The 20,297-nt window shown below is 62.2% G+C and carries 13 protein-coding genes; 8 read left to right on the top strand and 5 right to left on the bottom strand.

The annotated features are described in order from the left end of the window. The first annotated feature begins 78 nt into the window (after window positions 1-78). The gene (locus tag WG907_RS08650) at window positions 79-2,682 is read left to right on the top strand and encodes an EAL domain-containing protein (protein WP_340232343.1); all 2,604 of its coding nucleotides are present in this window, start codon (window positions 79-81) and stop codon (window positions 2,680-2,682) included. Between the two features lie 21 nt (window positions 2,683-2,703). Beyond that, window positions 2,704-3,369 carry a cation diffusion facilitator family transporter gene (locus WG907_RS08645; RefSeq protein ID WP_340232342.1) on the top strand — a complete coding sequence of 222 codons (666 nt, stop codon included), beginning with the start codon at window positions 2,704-2,706 and terminating at the stop codon, window positions 3,367-3,369. A gap of 391 nt (window positions 3,370-3,760) precedes the next feature. Here the strand turns inward: WG907_RS08645 and WG907_RS08640 are convergent, their stop codons facing one another. Together WG907_RS08640 and WG907_RS08635 are read right to left on the bottom strand one after the other, a co-directional pair. Next, window positions 3,761-4,180, bottom strand: coding sequence for a response regulator (locus tag WG907_RS08640; RefSeq protein WP_340232341.1), 420 nt, complete (start codon window positions 4,178-4,180; stop codon window positions 3,761-3,763). Window positions 4,181-4,283: 103 nt separating this feature from the next. After that, a complete protein-coding gene (locus tag WG907_RS08635) occupies window positions 4,284-7,097 on the bottom strand; it encodes a TonB-dependent receptor (RefSeq protein WP_340232340.1) in 2,814 nt (937 codons plus the stop codon). A gap of 171 nt (window positions 7,098-7,268) precedes the next feature. Here WG907_RS08635 and WG907_RS08630 point away from each other — a divergent pair, with 171 nt between their 5' ends. Further along, on the top strand, window positions 7,269-9,077 hold the full coding sequence (locus WG907_RS08630) for an aspartyl protease family protein (protein WP_340232339.1): 1,809 nt from the start codon (window positions 7,269-7,271) through the stop codon (window positions 9,075-9,077). Window positions 9,078-9,126: 49 nt separating this feature from the next. Here WG907_RS08630 and uvrB read toward each other — a convergent pair whose 3' ends face one another. From uvrB to WG907_RS08615, 3 genes are all read right to left on the bottom strand, one after another. Then, a complete protein-coding gene (gene uvrB / locus WG907_RS08625) occupies window positions 9,127-11,310 on the bottom strand; it encodes an excinuclease ABC subunit UvrB (RefSeq protein ID WP_340232338.1) in 2,184 nt (727 codons plus the stop codon). A 64-nt stretch (window positions 11,311-11,374) separates the two neighbouring features. Then, window positions 11,375-12,571, bottom strand: coding sequence for a M23 family metallopeptidase (locus WG907_RS08620; protein WP_340232337.1), 1,197 nt, complete (start codon window positions 12,569-12,571; stop codon window positions 11,375-11,377). Window positions 12,572-12,713: 142 nt separating this feature from the next. Next, the gene (locus tag WG907_RS08615; protein WP_340232336.1) at window positions 12,714-14,990 is read right to left on the bottom strand and encodes a putative bifunctional diguanylate cyclase/phosphodiesterase; all 2,277 of its coding nucleotides are present in this window, start codon (window positions 14,988-14,990) and stop codon (window positions 12,714-12,716) included. Between the two features lie 373 nt (window positions 14,991-15,363). Between WG907_RS08615 and rpsL the strand changes: the two genes are divergently transcribed. From rpsL to rpsJ, 5 genes are all read left to right on the top strand, one after another. After that, complete coding sequence (gene rpsL, locus WG907_RS08610; protein WP_056692058.1) at window positions 15,364-15,735, top strand: 30S ribosomal protein S12; 372 nt, start codon at window positions 15,364-15,366, stop codon at window positions 15,733-15,735. A gap of 14 nt (window positions 15,736-15,749) precedes the next feature. Further along, entirely contained in the window at window positions 15,750-16,220 is a 471-nt protein-coding gene (rpsG, locus tag WG907_RS08605) for a 30S ribosomal protein S7 (RefSeq protein ID WP_340232335.1), read from the top strand. 160 nt (window positions 16,221-16,380) lie between these two features. Beyond that, entirely contained in the window at window positions 16,381-18,453 is a 2,073-nt protein-coding gene (fusA, locus tag WG907_RS08600; protein WP_340232334.1) for an elongation factor G, read from the top strand. A gap of 131 nt (window positions 18,454-18,584) precedes the next feature. Then, the gene (gene tuf, locus WG907_RS08595) at window positions 18,585-19,775 is read left to right on the top strand and encodes an elongation factor Tu (RefSeq protein WP_340232333.1); all 1,191 of its coding nucleotides are present in this window, start codon (window positions 18,585-18,587) and stop codon (window positions 19,773-19,775) included. Between the two features lie 195 nt (window positions 19,776-19,970). Further along, window positions 19,971-20,279, top strand: coding sequence for a 30S ribosomal protein S10 (gene rpsJ, locus WG907_RS08590; RefSeq protein WP_007686587.1), 309 nt, complete (start codon window positions 19,971-19,973; stop codon window positions 20,277-20,279). Window positions 20,280-20,297 lie beyond the last annotated feature (18 nt).

The following is a 20,297-nucleotide window of genomic DNA, read 5'->3' as shown; positions in this document are numbered from 1 at the left end:
GCGCAAATCGGTCGAAGATGGTTCATTTGAGCCAGTGGGGTAATCTTCCTTCAAGAAGTTGCGCTTAGCATCGGCCGCATGACGGTTTCGCGCACAGTTATTTCCGGTCCGCAGGGGCGACCTTTGGGGCTGCTGGCCCTGCTAGGTCTGGCGGAAGGCGGCGCGGATGCATCGCCCAGCTGGATCGCCCGCGACTTCATTCAGGTGGCGAATCTCTGGCCGCTGATGCTGCTGGCGAAACTGTGCATCGCCACGCTGGAGGGCGCGCAGCTTCTGGCCCCTGGCCATCCCGCCGCGCTGGCCCTTCTGGCCCTGATGCTGCTGGCGGACGGCTTGCTGATGATTGCGCCACGGACATCGGTTTTTCAACGACAACGGCCCCATAACCAGCATTGGCTGATCCTGCCCGCCGTTTTTCTGTCGGGGCTCAGCTTCAGCTGCTGGCTGGGTTACGCATCGCAGCCCTCTGGCCCCTTTACCGTTCCCAATATGGCGATCACGGTGCTTGCGATCTGCGTGTTCGGCAATCGCCGTCTGCTAAGCACCGGCTATTTCTTCGGCGCCGTGCTGATCGCCGTGACGCAACATGCCAGTTTCGGCCAGACCGGCCTGCTGATAAGCTGCCTGGGCGTGATGATGATCACGACGCTGCGGCAGGCGAAGGCCGATCGCGAGCGCGCGGTGGAACGGCACAAGCTAGATTCGCAGGCGCAGCGGTCGGACCGGCTGCTTCAGGAATATGAACAATCGGGCCGGGGCTGGTTCTGGGAAACCGATCGTCAGGGGTGCCTGGTCTATATTTCCCAAACGCTGGCGGAAACGCTGAATGTCCCGGGCGACAGGCTGGTGGGCCTGCCGATCACCGAGATCATCAGGCCCGGCGACCGTCAACAGGGCGACGGTGAGCGCACGCTGGGCTTTCACCTGTCGGCCCGCACCGGCTTTTCCGACATCGCCGTGCGCGCCGCCATGGCCCGGGACGAACGCTGGTGGTCGATCTCCGGCCAGCCCGTCTTTACCGAATATGGCCAGTTCCACGGGTTTAGAGGGTCTGGCACCGACCTGACGGAAATGCGCCGCAGCCAGGCGGAGGTGGCGCGCCTGGCCCAATATGACTCGCTGACCGGCCTCGCTAACCGCGTCCAGATGCTCAGTTCGCTGGAACAGGCGGTCGCCGGCACGCGCGGCCAGCCTGGCGATTGCGCGCTGATGATGCTTGATCTGGACCGGTTCAAGAGCGTCAACGACACGATGGGCCATCCGGCGGGCGACGCGCTGCTGCGGCAGGTGAGCCAGCGGCTCCAGCGCGTGATCGGCGACAAGGGGCTTGTCGGTCGTCAGGGCGGCGACGAATTCAAGGTGATCCTGCCCGGCCGTCATGATCAGGCGGTGCTGGGCCAGTTGGCGCAGACCATCATCGCGTCGCTCGCCCAGCCCTATTCGATCGAGGGCAATGCCGTCGTCATCGGCGTATCGATCGGCATTTCGGCCTGTCCGCAGGATGGCGTGACGTCCGATGCGCTGATCCGCAACGCCGATCTCGCGCTTTATGCCGCCAAGGGCGATGGCCGGGGCGTGCATCGCTTCTATTCGCCCGAAATGCACGCCGATGCCGAGGATCGCCGCGCGCTGGAGGAAGATCTGCGCCACGCACTGGCCGCCGACGGGCTGCATCTGGTCTATCAGCCGGTCGTGTCTTCGATCACCGAGCGAATCACCGGTTACGAGGCGCTGCTGCGGTGGCAGCATCCCCAGCGCGGGCCGATTTCGCCCGCTATTTTCATCCCGATCGCCGAAGATACCGGCCTCATCGCCCAGATCGGCGAATGGGTCCTGCGCACCGCCTGTCGCGACGCCGCGCAGTGGGAACACAGCATCCGCGTGGCGGTGAACGTCTCGCCGATCCAGTTCGCCAATCCGGCGCTGCCCTCGACGGTGATGAGCGCGCTGGCGGCCGCTCAACTCGATCCCGAGCGGCTGGAGCTGGAGATCACCGAAAACGTGTTCCTCAACGACGACGCCGACACCGATGCGATGTTCACGCGGCTCAAGGCCATCGGTGTTCGCCTCGCGCTGGACGATTTCGGCACCGGCTATTCCTCGCTCGGCTATCTCAAGAAAGCGCCGTTCGACAAGATCAAGATCGACCAGAGCTTCGTGCGGGGCGCCGCGATCAAGGGCAGCCGCAACAGCGCGATCATCAAGGCGATCGTCAGCCTCGCCGAAGCGCTCGGCATGGATACGACGGCCGAGGGCGCGGAAACGCAGGACGAGCTGGAGCTGATCCGGCAACTGGGGTGCAGCCACATTCAGGGCTATGTCTACGGCCGGCCCATGCTGATGGCCGACGTGATGGATCGCCAGCGGACGGTGGGCACCCTTGCCCATGCCGAAGGCTTCCAGTCGAGCCGCCCGGAACGCAAATCGATGCTGCGGACCATCGCGGTGCATCATGACGGCCATGTCTATACCGGCCGCGTGCGCAATATATCGGCCACGGGCGCGCTGATCGAAGGGCTCTGGAACGTGCCCGCAGGCACGCTGTTCGCGATCGAACTGTCGGAAAACCAGTTCGTCAACGTGACCGCACGCTGGTCCAGGGACGACCGTATGGGCGTGGAATTCGCCGGTGCCGTGGACATCAGCAAATTGCGCGCCGCGCCCAAAGCGCTGGCATCCTAACATCCCGGCCTGATGGTTGCGGTGGCTGGCCGGACAGGCCATTATGGCGCCATGGCAGACCATTGTTGCGCGTCAAAAGGCATGGAACTGGAACGGCTGGCGCAGCATGCCGGTCAACGCCGCGTCCTTCAACTGGTCTTGGCGATCAACGCGATCATGTTCATTGCCGAATTCGGGGCCGGGATCGTGGCGGGCTCGACCGCCCTGATGGCCGATGCGGTGGACATGCTCGGCGACGCCGTCGTTTACGGCCTCAGCCTTTTCGCGCTGTCTAGATCGGATCGCTGGAAGGCTGGCGCTGCGCTGGCGAAGGGTGTGTTCATCCTCGCTGTGGGCGTCGGCATTCTCATCGAGATCGCCGTCAAGCTGCGATCCGGCGTCCCGCCATCCTCGTCTCTGATGCTGCTATTTGGCGGCATCGCCCTGATAGCGAACCTCCTATGTCTTCGGCTTCTGTGGCGGTTCCGGTCTCTAGACCTGAACATGGCAAGCACGTTTGAGTGCTCTCGCAACGATGTGATTTCCAACGTCGGCGTTCTCGTCGCGGCGGGATTGGTGGGCGCCCTTGGTTCGTCCTGGCCGGACATCCTCGTGGGCGCGATCATCGCCGCCCTTTTTCTGCGGTCGGCGATCAGCGTCATCAAAAATGCCTTGCCATCAGTGCAAGCCCGGGCCGATCCGGCCTGAACCGCTTTTTAGCCCTCTCCCGCTTTTGCGGGAGAGGGCTCGAGACAGGCCCGCAAGGTCGTTGCCAATCATATTTCTCTCGTCATGCCGGGCTCGACCCGACATCCCGCTTCTTTTCGAGACGGCGATGCACTGAAACCAGCTGCCACAATCCCGGCAAAAACCATCCTATTGCGGCCAGGCTACGGGTCGGGCGCTGTGCTACAACGGGCTTGCGTTGCTACATCAAGCCCGCTCTTTGACCTGTACGATAATCCGATTTCGCGCATGTGCGCGTGCCGATTCGCGCGCGCTGTCGTGTACCTGCGTCACCCTGCTGAACGGCCGACGATGCCATTTGGAGCAGACAGTCACAAGTTGGAGCCGCGAGTCGCCGCCGCCCCCTCGCTCGTCAGGCCGCGATCGCCACCGGCTCATCTTCGGGGATCAAGCCGCGCGCGACCTCGTTGATCAACCCAATGAAGCGAGTCGCCTCGCGCACGATCATCGCCTTGTTGAAGCAAGCCGCCGCGCCCCGGTCCATCGCCTCGGCGACGATCGGCGCGCCATCGCGCATCAGGCTCGACAGCATGATGACGGGGCATGGGTCCATATCCATGATCTCGTCCAGTATCGCCATGCCATCCTTGCCGGGCATGGCGATGTCGAGCGTCACCACATCGGGCTTCTCCGCCCGGATCATCGCGATCGCCTCCTCGCCATTGCGGGCGATCCCGGCGATCTCGACCCGGCGATCCCGCTCCAGCAGCGTTTCGATCATGGCGCGGATGGTGAGCGAGTCGTCGACCACCACGATCCTAATTGGCTTCATTGTCGGTTCCTCCCGCACAGATATATGATCATCATAACGGATGAGGAAGGATCGGCTTTAGCCGTGGCTAACAACTATTTAACCACAGCCGCGAAATAGCCGATCAGAAGAATAGCTTGCGAAAACTGATCGTCACCGTGCGGCCCAGGGCGTCGAGATAGTCGGGCTGATAGCGAAGGGGCGTCATGCCGCTCGCATCGCTCACGTCGCGCCGTGTGTTGAGCAGATTGTCAATGCCGATCGACACTCTGGTGCCCCGCAGAAAAGGGTGTGCTTTCACCACGGCGGGCATCTGGCCCAGATTGGCGAAGATGCGTAAATTGGCGGTCGCGAGGCTGCCGAAGTCGAGCCGCGAACTGCCCCCAGCCGTTCCGCCAAGCCCGCCGTCGACATGGGTGCCGCTTTCCCAGTCGACGCCCAGCCGCGCGCCGATACCGTTGTTCGAATAGCCGATCCGCGCCTCGATCTCATGCCGGGGCTGGCCGCCCGACGATCCGGTCGCGTCACCATCGAGCAGGTTGAGTTGCGGTACGCCCGGCGCGATCAGGATCGTCTCTGCGAAATGCCAGGTATGGTAGAGGCTGAAGCTTAGCCGGCCGCCGCCTTGGCCGCCCCTTCCGCCACCAAAACCGCCGCCGCCGGGACGTCCACCACCGCCGGGGCCACCCTGACCACCGCCGGGTCCGCCATCGCCACCGCGGCGTCCGCCATCCGCGCCACCTTGCGGCTGGCCGCCATTCTGGCCCGCTTGCCGGTCCCGGTTGCCGAACAGGCCGCGCAGGTCCTGCAATTCCTTGGGCCGGTCCTCGGGCTTGCCGCCCGATGCACGCCAGGCTTCGACGATCTTCTGGATATGCGATTTCAAGGGGATCGAATAATCGAAACCCCATCGCAACTGCTCGCTATGCGACGACAGGAAATTGACCGGTCGCGAATCGATCTGGAGTAGGGCCCCTTCGGCGTCGCGTAGGAATCGTTGCGAGAAAGCCGCTTCGATCGCCGGCGTCGGTGAGGGGAAGGCGGCGATGGGATTGTCGGTCCGGCTATTGAGATAGGTCGCCGTCAGCGTCAGATTCTTCTTCTCGAACGGCTTGATCGTCAGTCCGACGCGGAACTGGTCGCGCACGCTTTCGCGAAGACCCGCATTGCCTCCCGACAATTGGGTGACGAACACGCTCTGGCCGGTCGCATAGTCGAACACCGAGACATTCGGCGTGGAGATCAACGGGTCGGTGATCTGCGTGCCGGTCGGCGCGGCGCGATCCTGATTGGCCGAGACGAGCAGTTGCACCGCCTTAATGGGCTGCCAGCGCAGGCCATAGCCGAGCGTCGAAAGCGTGCCGAAGTCGGACAGGCGCTGCGCCGCGACGTTCATGTTCACGCCGATGTCGCCGACCGCGCCCAGCACGTCGTTCGACCGGCTGGTGAGCGGTAGATCCATGCTGAACTGGCCGCTTGCGATCTGGCGATCATATTCGGTCGCGCTCATCACGCCGCCACGCACGGACCGACCCTCGAAGCCATTGGCCGACGCGCCGATTCGGATCGCGGTAGTCACGTCGCCCGCCGGCAGCGAGAATGGCGAACCGCTGATCAGCAGGTCGCCGTCGATCGCCCGCGACTTGGCGCGCGCGCTGTCCGTGTTGCGCGTTGCGAGCAGATCGCCGGCGAAGTCGCCATAAGGATTGACGGTGGGATCACCGGCGTTGAGCGCCGCCTGGATCGCACCCGTCGCGATGCCGCGATCGGTGCGGGTACGCGTGTCCGACAGGTCGCCATTGCCGGTGAACGACCATTGCCAGCCCTTGCCGAGCAGCCCGTTCAGCGTCACGCCGATATGACCGGTCGTGCCCCGGATGCCCTGCCCGAGCGCGCCGCCCTGCGCGAGTGTCCGATAGAGCCGCACATCCTGTCCGAAGGGGGAAAAGGGGCTGCCGGTCGGCAGGGTCAGCGCCGTCTGCGACAGGCCCTGCAGCGAGTCGCTGTCGGACAGTTCCAGCCGGCCGTTGATGGTGGCGGAAACGCCGCCCAAAGCCCGGGCATAGATGGCGTTGGCAGAAAAATTCTCGGTAGCGGGGCTGAGCGTCCGATACCGGGCGAGGTTGCTGACGGTTTTCCTGTTTGCGCCGGGGACGAAGTCGGCGAGGGTGGGTGCAGCGCTTGCGGCGCTACCCGGTACGGCAGCGATGGTGACGAACTGACCCGCCATGGCGGACAGCGCCGGATCGACCTGCGCATCCCTCGCCAGCGCCGTCACATTACCCCCCAGCGCAAAGGGCTGCCCCGGAGCCGTCGGGTCGATATCGCGCTGGCTTTCCAGCAGGTGCGCGGCGCGGCTATATTTAAGGTTCAGCGTGAAACGATTGTCGCCACGGATGCGGAGCACGCCCGCCTCCGCTTGCCCGTTTCCCCGTCCGCCATCGGTCGTCGTTCCCGCGCGCAGATCGACACTTTCGGCGCGAAAACGCTGGCGCAGGACGATGTTCACGACCTTTTGCGTCGGCGCGTAGCCATAGCTGAGTGCAACCTGTTCGGGCAATATGTCGACCCGCGCCACCGCTTCGGACGGCAGGTCCTGAATTTCCGAGAAACTTGAAATGCGCTTGCCATTCAGCAGGACCACGGGCGATCCGTTGGTCTGCGGGCCAAGCTCGGTGATGAGTTCGGCGATGGAGGTGACCCCGAGCGCGCGGACGTCGGCAGAGCTTAATTGCTGTTCGGGCTTGATGTCGCCGATTACGGCGCCGCGTTGCTTCTGCCCGGTGACAATAATCTCATCGCCCTCGTCCATCTGCGACGCGCCGGTTCGGTCCTGCCGTTCCTGCGCCATCAACGCGGTCGGCGCTACGCCCAGCAATAATGGCAGCAGGGTCAGGCAAGTGGATCGATGCACGACATTTTCCCCAATAATCTTCATGCCTCTCCTGCTACGGCGCAGTTGTCGCAAAACTCTCCCATCACCAAGAAACATTTGTCGCAAAGTGTATCGAGCCACGCGCCGCGACGGCGTTGACGCTGGCGACCTGACCAGCAATATCGATTGAACCGCTTAGGGCGAGCAAGCCAAGGCGGATTGAATGGGGGATCGATGACCTGGCGGCTTGGATATTCGGGCGCACTTTGGACGGCGGCCTTGGCGATCATTTCGGCCAGTCCGGCGCTTGCGGCCTGCAAGCTCGCCGTAATGGCCGACCTGCCGGTGACGATGACGGGCCTTCGCGCGAGTGTGCCGGTGAAGGTGAACGGCAAGGATACGAGTTTCTGGCTGGATAGCGGCGCGTTTTTCAGCATAATGTCGAAAGCCAAAGCCATCGAACTGGGGTTGACGATTCAGCCGGCGCCTCCGGGGCTTTATATAATCGGTATCGGTGGCCAAGCCTCGGTCGAGGTGGTGACGATCAAATCCTTTGGCATCGTCGGTCAGGATATAAAGAACGTCCAGTTTTTGGTCGGCGGAAGCGACGCCGGCAATGGCCTGATCGGCCGCAACCTGCTGGGGTTGGCGGACACCGAGTTCGACCTAGCCAATGGTGCGGTAAAGATTATCAGGCCTTCAAATTGTGAAAAGGGCGGGCTCGCCTATTGGGCGGCAGGCAAACCCTATTTCACCGTACCGCTGATCACCGGGTCCAATCCCTATGATCATATTTTTCGCCTGCCCATCATGATAAATGGCGTCAAGATCGAGGCGGAACTGGATAGCGGCGCGCCCACATCGCTGCTCACCCGCCGCGCGGCGGAGCGGGCGGGCATCGATTTCACCGCGACCGGCGTCACCCCGTCCGATGGCGTCACCGGCTTTGGCCGGCGGCGGGAGAAGGGGTGGGTCGTGCCGGTCGCCAGCGTTGGGATCGGTGATGAGGAAATCCTCCGCACCAGACTCGAAGTGATCGACAACAGCATCGGTGGCCCCGATGGACCCGATATGCTGCTGGGCGCCGACTTCATGATGGCGCATCATATCTATGTGGCTCGCGGGCAGCGGCGCATCTATTTCACCTATAGCGGTGGCAAGCCTTTCCTCACGGGACAGGCTGCGCCAGAAGGCGTATCGGCGCATCCCACGGACCTGCCTGCCGGCAAGGTCCGGGTAGAGGCAGTAAATGGCGTGCCCGATCCCAAGACGGCCGAAGAATTTGCACGGCGCGGCAACGCCCGTCTGGCAGCCGGCAAGGCCGACGCGGCACTGGCCGATTTGAACGAGGCCGTCCGCCTCTCCCCCGACAAGGCGGCCTATTATGGCGCTCGCTCCCGGGCGCATGAAGCAGTGGGCAATGCTTCCCTTGCCGCTGCCGATATCGACAAGGCGCTGGCGCTCGAGCCCGGCAATGGCGAGTTGCTGATCGTGCGTGCGGTCGAGCGGCTGCACAGGAAGGACAAGGCCGGCGCTCTTGCAGACACCGAAGCGGCGGCGAAGGTCGTTCCGCAATCTTCGCTTCTGTCGCTTGGCATCGCCGATCTGTTCCAGCATCTGGGACAGCCCGCGCGCGCCATCCCGCTGTTCGATGCTGTGATTGACGCTCATCCCGCCGATTCGCAGCTTGCAGCGATGTTGAATGGCCGCTGCTGGCAGCGCGCGCTAGCCAATGTCGATCTCGACAAGGCGCTGGGCGACTGCAATCGCGCGATCAGGCGGGGTGGGATCAATCCTGGCTTCCTCGACAGCCGCGCGCTCGTCTATTTCCGCAAGGGTGATTTCAAGGCGTCCCTCGCGGATTATGACGCGGCGCTGGCCATCAATCCCCGCATCGCCTGGTCGCTTCACATGCGCGGCCTCGTCCGACTTGCGTCGGGGCAGGCCGAAGCGGGCAGGGCCGATCAGGCCGCCGCTGTGGCGATACAGCCGGATATTGCGGAGGAGGCCGCGACTTTCGGCATAGGTCGGACGTCGCCATAACTAACGCGATGCCGTAGCAGGAGGGGCCATCAGGATCGTTTCGGCGGTTCTATCGCCCGAACTTGCGCTGCGTCTTGCCATAGCGCAATTTGCGCGTGCCCGGCTTACCCTCGCTCGCGCGACCGCGGGGCGCAGCGACCTGCTGATCGACCGGAAGTCCAAGCTCTTCTGCCTCCAGCTTGCGGATTTCGTCCCTGATCCGCCCGGCCTCTTCGAACTCCAGGTCCGCCGCTGCGGCACGCATCTTCTTTTCGAGGTCCTCGATATAGGCGCGGAGGTTGTGACCGACCATGTGCGGGCGATCCGCATCGCCAGTATCCACGGTCACCTGGTCGCGCGATGCGACATGGGCGATGATGTCGCCAATGTGGCGCTTGATGGTCGTCGGCGTGATGCCATGTTCCAGATTATAGGCTTCCTGTTTTTCGCGCCGCCGCCCGGTCTCGTTGAGCGCCCGCTCCATACTGCCGGTGATCCGGTCGGCATAGAGGATGACGCGGCCGTCGACATTGCGCGCGGCCCGGCCGATCGTCTGAATGAGCGAGGTTTCCGAGCGCAGAAAGCCTTCCTTGTCGGCATCTAGGATAGCGACGAGGCCGCATTCGGGAATGTCCAGTCCCTCGCGCAGCAGGTTGATGCCGATCAGCACGTCATAGACGCCAAGCCGCAGATCACGGATCAGCTCGATGCGTTCAAGAGTTTCGACGTCGCTATGCATATAGCGGACCTTGATGCCCGCCTCGTGCATGAATTCGGTCAAATCCTCCGCCATCCGCTTGGTCAGAGTGGTGACGAGCGTGCGGTAGCCCTGCGCCGCGACCTTCCGGCATTCGTTGATGAGGTCGTCGACCTGATCCTCGACCGGCTTGATCTCGACCGGCGGATCGATGAGTCCGGTCGGGCGGATCACCTGTTCGCTGAACACGCCGCCGGTCTGCTCCATCTCCCACGATCCGGGCGTCGCCGACACGCTGACCGTCTGCGGTCGCATCGCGTCCCATTCGTTGAAGCGCAGTGGGCGGTTGTCGATGCAACTCGGCAGGCGAAAGCCATATTCGGCGAGCGTAATCTTGCGGCGGTGGTCGCCGCGCGCCATCGCGCCGATCTGGGGCACCGTCTGATGACTTTCGTCCACGAATAGCAGCGCGTTTTCCGGGATATATTCGAACAGGGTCGGCGGCGGTTCGCCGGGTAGACGGCCGGTCAGGAAGCGGGAATAATTCTCGATTCCCGCGCAACTGCCGGTCGCCGCGATCATCTCCAGGTCGAAATTGGTGCGCTGCTCCAGCCGCTGCGCTTCGAGCAGCTTGCCCTCGCTTTCCAACTCCTTAAGCCGCTCGGTCAATTCATGCCGGATCGCCTCCATCGCTTGTTTGAGCGTCGGGCCGGGGGTGACATGGTGCGAGTTGGGAAAGACCTTCACATAGTCGAGCGAGGCGACCTTGCGGCCGGTGAGCGGGTCGAATTCGACAATCTCCTCGATCTCGTTGCCAAAGAAACTGATCCGCCAGGCCGTGTCCTCGTAATGGGACGGGAATATCTCCAGATTGTCGCCCTTGACCCGGAAATTTCCGCGCGAAAAGCCTGCGTCGTTGCGCTTGTACTGGAGCGCAACCAGCTTGCGGATAATCTCCCGCTGGTCCTCGATGCCGCCTTTCTTCATCGAAAAGGTCATGGCCGAATAGGTTTCGACCGACCCGATGCCATAGATGCAACTGACCGATGCGACGATGATGACGTCGTCCCGCTCCAGCAGCGACCGGGTCGCAGAATGGCGCATCCGGTCGATGCTCTCGTTAACGCTCGATTCTTTTTCGATATAGGTGTCCGACCGCGCGACATAGGCTTCAGGCTGGTAATAGTCGTAATAGCTGACGAAATATTCGACCGCGTTTTCCGGAAAGAAGCTTTTGAACTCGCCGTAAAGCTGCGCGGCAAGAATCTTGTTTGGCGCGAGGATGAGGGCGGGGCGTTGCAGCGCCTCGATCACCTTGGCCATGGTGAAGGTCTTGCCCGATCCGGTGACGCCCAGCAGCACCTGATCGCGCTCGCCGGCCAGCGCCTGTTGCACAAGTTCGGGGATGGCGGTGCGCTGATCGCCGGACGGCTCGTAATCGCTGATGAGCTTAAACCGCCTGCCGCCCTCGCTCTTTTCGGGACGTGCGGGGCGATGAGGGACGAAGCTTGTGCCGGTATCCGGTTCTTCGAGCGTGGTGCGGATCTGAATAGCCATCATCACCTGATATGGTCTGCGCGCATTGGGCGTGCAACCACCTGCATGGGTGATGGCCCTGCGCTCAGCCCCGACGGGCGATGTCGGCGAAACGAGCCTTGGCGAGTTGCTGAACCTGAAGCGTGTCTTTCGCCGCTTCCAGAAAACGGCGCGGGTTGATCGGCTGACCATGCAGCCGGACTTCAAAGTGAAGATGCGTGCCCGTGGAACGGCCGGTCGATCCCATGCGCCCGATTGCCTCGCCCCGCGCGATGGGCGCGCCGGTGCGGGCGACAAAGCCGGACAAATGCGCATAGCGGGTCATCAGGCCGTTGCCATGGTCGACTTCGACCACATTGCCATAGCCCTGGCGCTGGCCGACGAAGCTGACGCGGCCCTTTGCAGCGGCGAGGATCGGCTGGCCAAAACTGCCGGGGAAGTCGATGCCGGCATGAAAGGCGGCATGGCCGTTGAACGGATCGCGACGGTAGCCGTAGGAACTGGTCTCCATTCGCGCCACGGTCGGCCTGCCCGACGGAATGCTGATCAGGCTCGTTTCGAGAAACTCCAGCCGGGCAAGGGCGCCCGCGAGCCCCTCAAGTTCCTCTGGCAGCGCTTCGCGGCCACCGCGCCAGGGCACGAACGGGCCACCCTGGGCGTGCGCCGCTGTTTTCGCCAAAGCTGCGGGATTGAGGCCAAAGCTGCGGATCGCGGCTTCCGCCTTGTCGGCGCGGCGCTCGACCACTGCGGTCAGGGCCGAGGCGAAACGACGCTGGCGAGCGTCAATCTTCATCAGCGGCGCAGCTTCGGGCGCCATGCTGATATTTTCGTCAGAATTGATTTTCGCTTTGAGCCGGACCTTCGGTGAGTCGGGCTTCCCGATCAGTCCGGTTCCGGTAACGCCGCGATCTTCAGTACCGAAGTGAGTGCGATAGAGATCGTCCATGAAATCCTGGCGCTCTTCCAGTTCATGGGCGAGATCGTCCACCGACTTGCGATAGGCGGCCACCCTGTTGGCCTTGCCTGCGATCGCCTTGCTTTGTTGGGCGAGCAACGCTTGATCCTGGGCAAGAGCGTTTCGGTGGAGATATAGGCTCCCGCCCAGCGTCGCACAGCCAATGATCAGCGCTGACAGACAGGCGATTCCCGACAGCTGAGCGCGGCGGGAAAGGCGAAAGAATCGCACTTGCGCGCCGGAGCGCAGGAAAATCTCCCGCTCCGGACAAAGGGCGAGTACCCTCGTCCAGAGGTCGGTGACCCCCTTTTTGCATTGCTGGTTCAATTGCGACCCCGTTATGATTCGATCAGGGCCGTTAGCAAAGCATCTCACGTCAGGCGAATCGACGGCTGCCAAGGCGTGACAAAATGACGCCGGGGCGCGACGAAACGATCAGAAGGCAGTCCGGTTCCGTTCAGAGAGAATATTAGTGGGTGCCAGTTGCCATTGGCGCCAGCAGGCCAGGCACATTTTTTGCGGGGACGGCGGCGCTGAAATGAAAACCCTGAGCGTAATGACATCCGCCGGCTCGCAAATAGTCGACTTGGCGAGCATTTTCCACGCCTTCGGCAACGGTGCGAATACCAAGGCTGTAAGCAAGGTTCAGGACGGCGCGGACAATAGCGGCATCGTCGGGATCGGTTTCCAGATCACGTACGAAGCACCGGTCAATCTTGATGATATCGATCGGAAACTGCTTGAGATGCGAAAGCGAGGCGTAGCCGGTGCCAAAATCATCGAGGGCAATAGAGAAGCCCGCGGCGCTCAGCCGATGCAGGCTTCGTTCGACGACCTCCGCATTGCGGCCGAGGAATACCGACTCGGTGACTTCCAGTTCGATCATATGTGACGGCACGCCGGCCTCATCGGCACGCGCGATCAGCCGATCGGGAAACGCCGGATCATGGAGTTCGACGCCCGGAATATTCACCGCGACATGCCCGACATTCAGTCCCGCCCGCTGCCACTGGCCGCATTGCGCCAAAACCTGCCCCAGCATCCGGTCGGTCAGCGCCCGACCAAGTTCGGGGTGTTCGAAAGCGGCGGCGATATCGCCCGGCATCATGATGGAGCCATCCGCGCGGACGCAGCGGAGCAATGCTTCGAACCCGATGATCTGGCCTGTCGCGAGTTCGACCTTGGGCTGATACCAGGGCATGGGCGGGGTATGGACCAGCGCGTCGCGGGCGCGTTCGAGCATTCGTGCCTCCCGCTGCCAATTGTCGAGCAGTCGGTGCTCGAACAGGCAGGCGCGGCCCCGGCCACCATTTTTCGCTTCGTAAAGCGCAATGTCCGCATGTTTCATCAGGTCGGAAATATCCTGTGCATGATCGGGGAAGAGCGCAACCCCCATGCTCACGCGGCAATCGATCGACCGGTCGGCATAGTCGATCGGGAGATGGAGCCGAGCGGTCATGCGCGTCAGGATCGCCTGAAGATCGGCGATGCCCGGGAGCCGGGTCAGGAGGACGGCAAATTCATCGCCGCCCATGCGCGCGACCAGATCGCCGGGGCGAAGCGCCTCGCGCAGGCGTCTGGCGACCGTGCAAAGCAGAGCATCGCCGGCGTCATGCCCCGCACTATCATTGACGCGTTTGAATTCGTCGACGTCGATCAGCACGACCGCCATCGACGTATCGCCGTGCAGCGTGCCGGTGGCTGCTTGGGCCAGTGCGGCCATGAAGTGTGAGCGGTTGGCGAGCCCCGTCAGTGCGTCGGTCATGGCAAGATGGGCCAAATGGCGCTCGGCGTCTTTCCGATCCGTTATGTCCACGGTACTTGAAAGGACGCGCTCTTCTCCGTCGATGATGATCGGGCGGCATGACAGCAACACTTCGCGAACGACGCCATTCTCGCCCTCTATACGGCATTCATGATCGTCGATCGCCTCCCCGGCTTTAACCCGCAGCAGCGGCTGGCCCCGGCCACCGGCGACGTCATCGATGACGCGCAGCTTCGCGGGGGAGCCACAATTTCCAAAGGCGCGTGTGAAAGCGTCGTTGAAGCGGGTCAACTCGCCATCGTAGCGTGTGACGACGAGCGGTACGGGCACGGCCATGAAAATTCGCTCCAGCGTTTCACTGCTCCGCGCGAGCGCAACATGGGCGGCCTTGGCGATTTCGCTCGCCATCCACGCCTGCCTTTGCAGCCGATTGGTGCGCGAAACCGCGATCCACATTCCGCAATGGAGGATCAGCATGGCCAGGGCCATACCGGCATTCGTATGAGAGGAAGGGAGCGGTGCCAGATAGCCTATAAGCATGGCCAGGCAGCATCCCATCCCGCCACCGACATTGCCGCGAAAGCTGGTCGGCACCACGAGGTAAAAGACCAGAGGTAGCATCACCATGACGAAAATCGCGATATCGCTGCGCGAACTGACGAGGAAAGCGACACCGATCGCCGTCCCGCATTGCCAGGCGAAACAGATGCGTTCGACCCTTTTGAAGCTCGTCATGTGGCGGCAGAGCGACAGGCATGTGAGCGACCAGAGAATGACGAACAGGCGCGCCGGGATGGCGACAAAGAAATGCGGGGTGCCGGCAAAGCGCCAGTCGCTCATGAGGAACAGGCTATTGAGGATGGCGGACAGGATGAACAGCGTTCGCGCATGTCGCCGCGATTCGTCGAGCCGGCCGCCCTGGAAGGCCGCTTCCCGGGCAGAATTTTCAAATTCGCCCGATATGATAGAAAGCTCGCTCACATTCTGTCCGTCTGTCAGGGCCTTTGTCAGCGTCTCTCATCCATGCTAGGCCATTTATCCTTATCAATCCGCTAACGAACCGCCCGATAACGCTCGTCCCTCGACCGTTCGTCCTGTTCGCCCGAGCAGCTTGACCCATTGGTGCGGTGTAGCTATAGGGCGCGCCTGCCCAGCGGCCTGCCGTGCCGGGACTCGTCTTTATTAAGACTTGCCTTTCGGTCGTCATTCCCCGGGTGGAAACAGAGCTGAACATTACCGGGTGCTCTTGCGGCTCCAGGGGGCGTCTTCGCCCACCGGGGCGTTTGCTGTTGGAAACGATGGCAGGGAATGCAGGGCGCAGGGCGGTAAAGTAACTGAAAAGGTGAAGGGCTTCATGCCGACGATTAACCAGCTGGTCCGCAAGGGCCGCGATCCGCAGAAGGCCAAGTCCAAGGTCCCTGCGATGGAAGCCAACCCGCAGAAGCGTGGCGTTTGCACGCGCGTCTATACGACGACTCCGAAAAAGCCGAACTCGGCGCTCCGCAAGGTGGCCAAGGTTCGCCTGGTCAACCAGCGCGAAGTCATCACCTATATTCCAGGTGAAGGCCACAACCTCCAGGAGCACAGCGTCGTGCTGATCCGCGGCGGTCGTGTCCGCGATCTTCCCGGCGTTCGCTACCATGTGCTGCGCGGCGTTCTGGATACCCAGGGCGTCAAGGACCGCAAGCAGAGCCGTTCGAAGTACGGCGCGAAGCGTCCGAAGTAAGGGAGACCAGAGATATGTCACGTCGTCGTCGCCCCGAAAAGCGCATCATCCTGCCCGATCCCCGCTATGGCGATCAGGTGCTTTCCAAATTCATGAACAGCGTCATGTATGACGGCAAGAAGGCCGTGGCCGAGCAGATCGTCTACGGCGCGCTCGAAACCGTCGAAGCGAAGTCCAAGAAGGACCCGATCGCCCTGTTCCATGACGCGCTCAACAACATCAAGCCCGGCATCGAAGTCCGCAGCCGCCGCGTCGGCGGTGCGACCTATCAGGTGCCGGTCGAGGTTCGTCCCGAGCGTTCGCAGGCTCTGGCGATCCGCTGGCTGATCACCGCCGCGCGCAACCGTAGCGAGACCACCATGGCTGCCCGTTTGTCGGGCGAACTGCTGGACGCCGCCAACAATCGCGGCAACGCGGTCAAGAAGCGTGAAGATACGCACCGGATGGCGGAAGCCAACCGCGCCTTCTCGCATTACCGCTGGTAAACGCTTCGGATCGGGTGCTTTTGGGCGCCTCTTCTGTCCCGTGGTTCCAATAAACTTGTCCGTTCGCCAAGGGTGTCTACCCATGGCGAACGGATTGGTTTAGGGGCCGCACGCAAGACCTGAATACCAACCGCCGGTGCGCCGGCAACGGAGAAGCATCATGGCCCGCAGCCATCCGCTCAACATGTATCGCAACATCGGCATCATGGCGCATATCGACGCCGGCAAGACGACGACGACCGAGCGAATCCTGTTTTATACCGGTAAGTCGTACAAGATCGGCGAAGTCCACGACGGCGCCGCCACGATGGACTGGATGGAGCAGGAGCAGGAGCGCGGGATCACGATCACGTCTGCGGCCACGACTTGCTTCTGGAAAGACCACCGCATCAATATCATCGACACCCCCGGGCACGTCGACTTCACCATCGAAGTCGAGCGTTCGCTGCGCGTGCTCGATGGCGCCGTGGCGTGCTTCGATGGCGTGGCTGGCGTTGAGCCGCAGTCGGAAACGGTGTGGCGTCAGGCGGACAAATACAAGGTCCCGCGGATGTGCTTCGTCAACAAGCTCGACCGGACGGGAGCCGATTTTTATTATTGCGTGCAGTCGATCATCGACCGCCTGGGCGCCAAGCCTGCCGTACTGTACCTGCCGATCGGGACGGAGAGCGATTTCAAGGGTCTTGTCGATCTGGTCGAGAACCGCGCGATCATCTGGAAGGATGAGTCGCTGGGCGCCGAGTTCTTCTTCGAGGAGATCCCCGCCGACCTCGCCGACAAGGCGGCCAAATATCGCAGCGAACTCATCGAACTCGCCGTCGAGCAGGACGACGAGGCGATGGAAGCCTATCTGGAAGGCAATGAACCGGATGCAGCAACGCTGAAGGCGCTGATCCGCAAGGGCGCGCTGAATCAGTCGTTCGTGCCGGTGGTGTGCGGTTCGGCGTTCAAGAACAAGGGCGTTCAGCCACTTCTCGACGCAATCGTGGACTATATGCCCAGCCCGCTGGATATCGAAGACGTGCAGGGCGTGAAGATGGACAGCGACGAGAAGGATAGCCGTCCGCCCACGGACGACGCGCCGTTCAGCGCGCTCGCCTTCAAGGTGATGAACGACCCGTTCGTCGGCACGCTGACCTTTGCCCGCATCTATTCGGGAATCCTGACCAAGGGCACCTATCTGAACTCGGTCAAGGACAAGAAGGAAAAGGTCGGGCGCATGCTCGAAATGCATGCCAACGACCGTAAGGACGTGGACGAGGCATTTGCCGGCGACATCATCGCGCTGGCGGGCATGAAGGAAACCACTACCGGCGATACGTTGTGCGCCGAGCGGTTCCCGATCGTTCTTGAACGGATGGAATTCCCCGATCCGGTGATCGAGCTGTCGGTCGAACCCAAGACCAAGGCCGACCAGGAAAAAATGGGCGTCGCGCTCAATCGTCTTTCGGCCGAAGATCCCAGCTTCCGCGTTTCGACTGATCACGAATCGGGTCAGACGATTATCAAGGGCATGGGCGAGCTTCATCTCGAAATCCTCGTCGACCGCATGAAGCGGGAGTTCAAGGTCGAGGCGAATGTCGGCGCGCCGCAGGTGGCGTATCGCGAATATCTCAAAAAGGCGGTCGACGTCGATTATACCCACAAGAAGCAGTCGGGCGGCACGGGCCAGTTCGGCCGCATCAAGGTGAAGGTCGCGCCGGGCGAGCGCGGCGCGGGCATCATCTTCAAGGACGAGATCAAGGGCGGTAACATTCCCAAGGAATTCATCCCCGCGATTGAAAAGGGTATGCGCGAAACCGCGGCTTCGGGATCGCTGATCGGCTTCCCGATCATCGACTTCGACATCACCCTGTATGACGGTGCCTATCATGACGTCGATTCGTCGGCACTGGCGTTCGAAATTACCGGTCGCGCCGCGATGCGCGAAGTCGCGCAGAAGGCGGGCATCACGCTGCTCGAACCGATCATGAAAGTCGAGGTCGTGACCCCGGAAGATTATCTCGGTGACGTCATCGGCGACATGAACAGCCGTCGTGGCCAGATCCAAGGCACCGACAGCCGCGGCAACGCGCAGACCGTCGATGCCATGGTCCCGCTGGCTAATATGTTCGGTTATGTGAACTCGCTGCGCTCCTTTACCCAGGGCCGCGCGAGCTACTCGATGTCCTTCTCGCACTATGACGAAGTGCCGCAGAACGTCGCCGACGAAGTGAAGGCCAAGATGGCCTGAAAATCCTGATCCGGCCCGTGGCAGCGGGTCGGTTAGGCCTTTCATTATGCGAATTTGCTGCTATGGACGCGCCTTCGCAAGGCGCGGCCGAGCGGTCAAACCCATCGGATTTGATTAGAAGGTAGGATAAAATGGCGAAAGCTAAGTTTGAGCGGACGAAGCCGCATTGCAACATCGGCACCATCGGTCACGTCGACCATGGCAAGACCTCGCTGACGGCAGCGATCACGAAGGTGCTTGCCGAAACCGGCGGCGCGACCTTCACCAGCTACGATAATATCGACAAGGCGCCAGAAGAGCGCGCTCGCGGCATCACCATTTCGACCGCACACGTCGAATATGAAACCGAAGCGCGCCACTATGCGCACGTCGATTGCCCCGGCCACGCCGACTATGTGAAGAACATGATCACGGGTGCCGCCCAGATGGACGGCGCGATCCTGGTCGTGTCCGCCACCGACGGCCCGATGCCACAGACCCGCGAGCACATCCTGCTCGCCCGGCAGGTCGGCGTTCCCCAGCTGGTCGTGTTCATGAACAAGGTCGACCTGGTCGACGACGCCGAGATTCTCGAGCTCGTTGAGCTGGAAATTCGCGAGCTGCTGAGCAGCTATGATTTCGATGGCGATAACATCCCCATCATCCCCGGTTCGGCCGTTGCCGCTCTGCAGGACAAAACCCCCGAGATCGGCCACGACGCCGTTCTGAAGCTGATGGCAGCCGTCGACAGCTGGATCCCGCAGCCCGAGCGCCCCGTTGACAAGCCTTTCCTGATGCCGATCGAAGACGTGTTCTCGATCTCGGGTCGCGGTACGGTCGTTACCGGCCGCGTCGAGACCGGCATCGTCAAGGTCGGCGAGGAAGTCGAGATCGTCGGCATCAAGGACACCCGCAAGACCACCGTCACGGGCGTTGAAATGTTCCGCAAGCTGCTCGACGAAGGTCGTGCGGGCGACAATATCGGTGCGCTGGTTCGCGGCGTTGGCCGTGAAGACGTCGAGCGTGGTCAGGTTCTCTGCAAGCCCGGCACGATCAAGCCGCACACCGATTTCGACGCCGAAATCTATGTGCTGTCGAAGGAAGAGGGTGGCCGTCACACGCCGTTCTTCGCCAACTATCGTCCGCAATTCTACTTCCGCACCACGGACGTCACCGGCGAAGTCGTACTTCCCGAGGGCACCGAAATGGTGATGCCGGGCGACAATGTGAAGCTGACAATCAAGCTCATCGCGCCGATCGCGATGGACGCCGGTCTGCGCTTCGCAATCCGTGAAGGCGGTCGTACCGTCGGCGCAGGGGTTGTCGGCACGATCACGAAGTAATATAGGCGCCGCAGCGGCGCGGATCATCTGATTCGCGCCGCTCGGATTTCTATCGCCTCGGACCTATCCTCGCCGGCACTGCGCTAGAGGGTAAAACGGGGCGATTTGTTTTTGATTTGCTGCATTTTCGGACTCGCCAGGCTTCGCCTGACTTGAAAATGCTCTGGTTTGGCTCTTTCGCATCGGTAGTAGGACATGGACAGCAACATCCGCATTCGCCTCAAGGCGTTCGATCATCGCGTGCTCGATCAGGCGACCGGCGACATCGCCGACACCGCCCGCCGCACCGGCGCCCTTATTCGCGGCCCCATTCCTCTGCCGACGCGCATCGAAAAGTTCACGGTCAACCGTGGCCCGCACATCGACAAGAAGTCGCGCGAGCAATTTGAGGTCCGCACGTACAAGCGCATGCTTGACATTGTGCAGCCGACGCCGCAGACGGTCGACGCGCTGATGAAGCTGGATCTGGCTGCCGGCGTGAACGTCGAGATCAAACTCGCTTAAGCGGGTTTGCCTTTAGCC

Origin of the sequence: Sphingobium fluminis (assembly GCF_037723805.1) — a bacterium.
Lineage (GTDB): Bacteria > Pseudomonadota > Alphaproteobacteria > Sphingomonadales > Sphingomonadaceae > Sphingobium.
The sequence above is the reverse complement of the archived record's forward strand: the minus strand, read 5'-3'. Positions and strand labels throughout refer to the sequence as shown.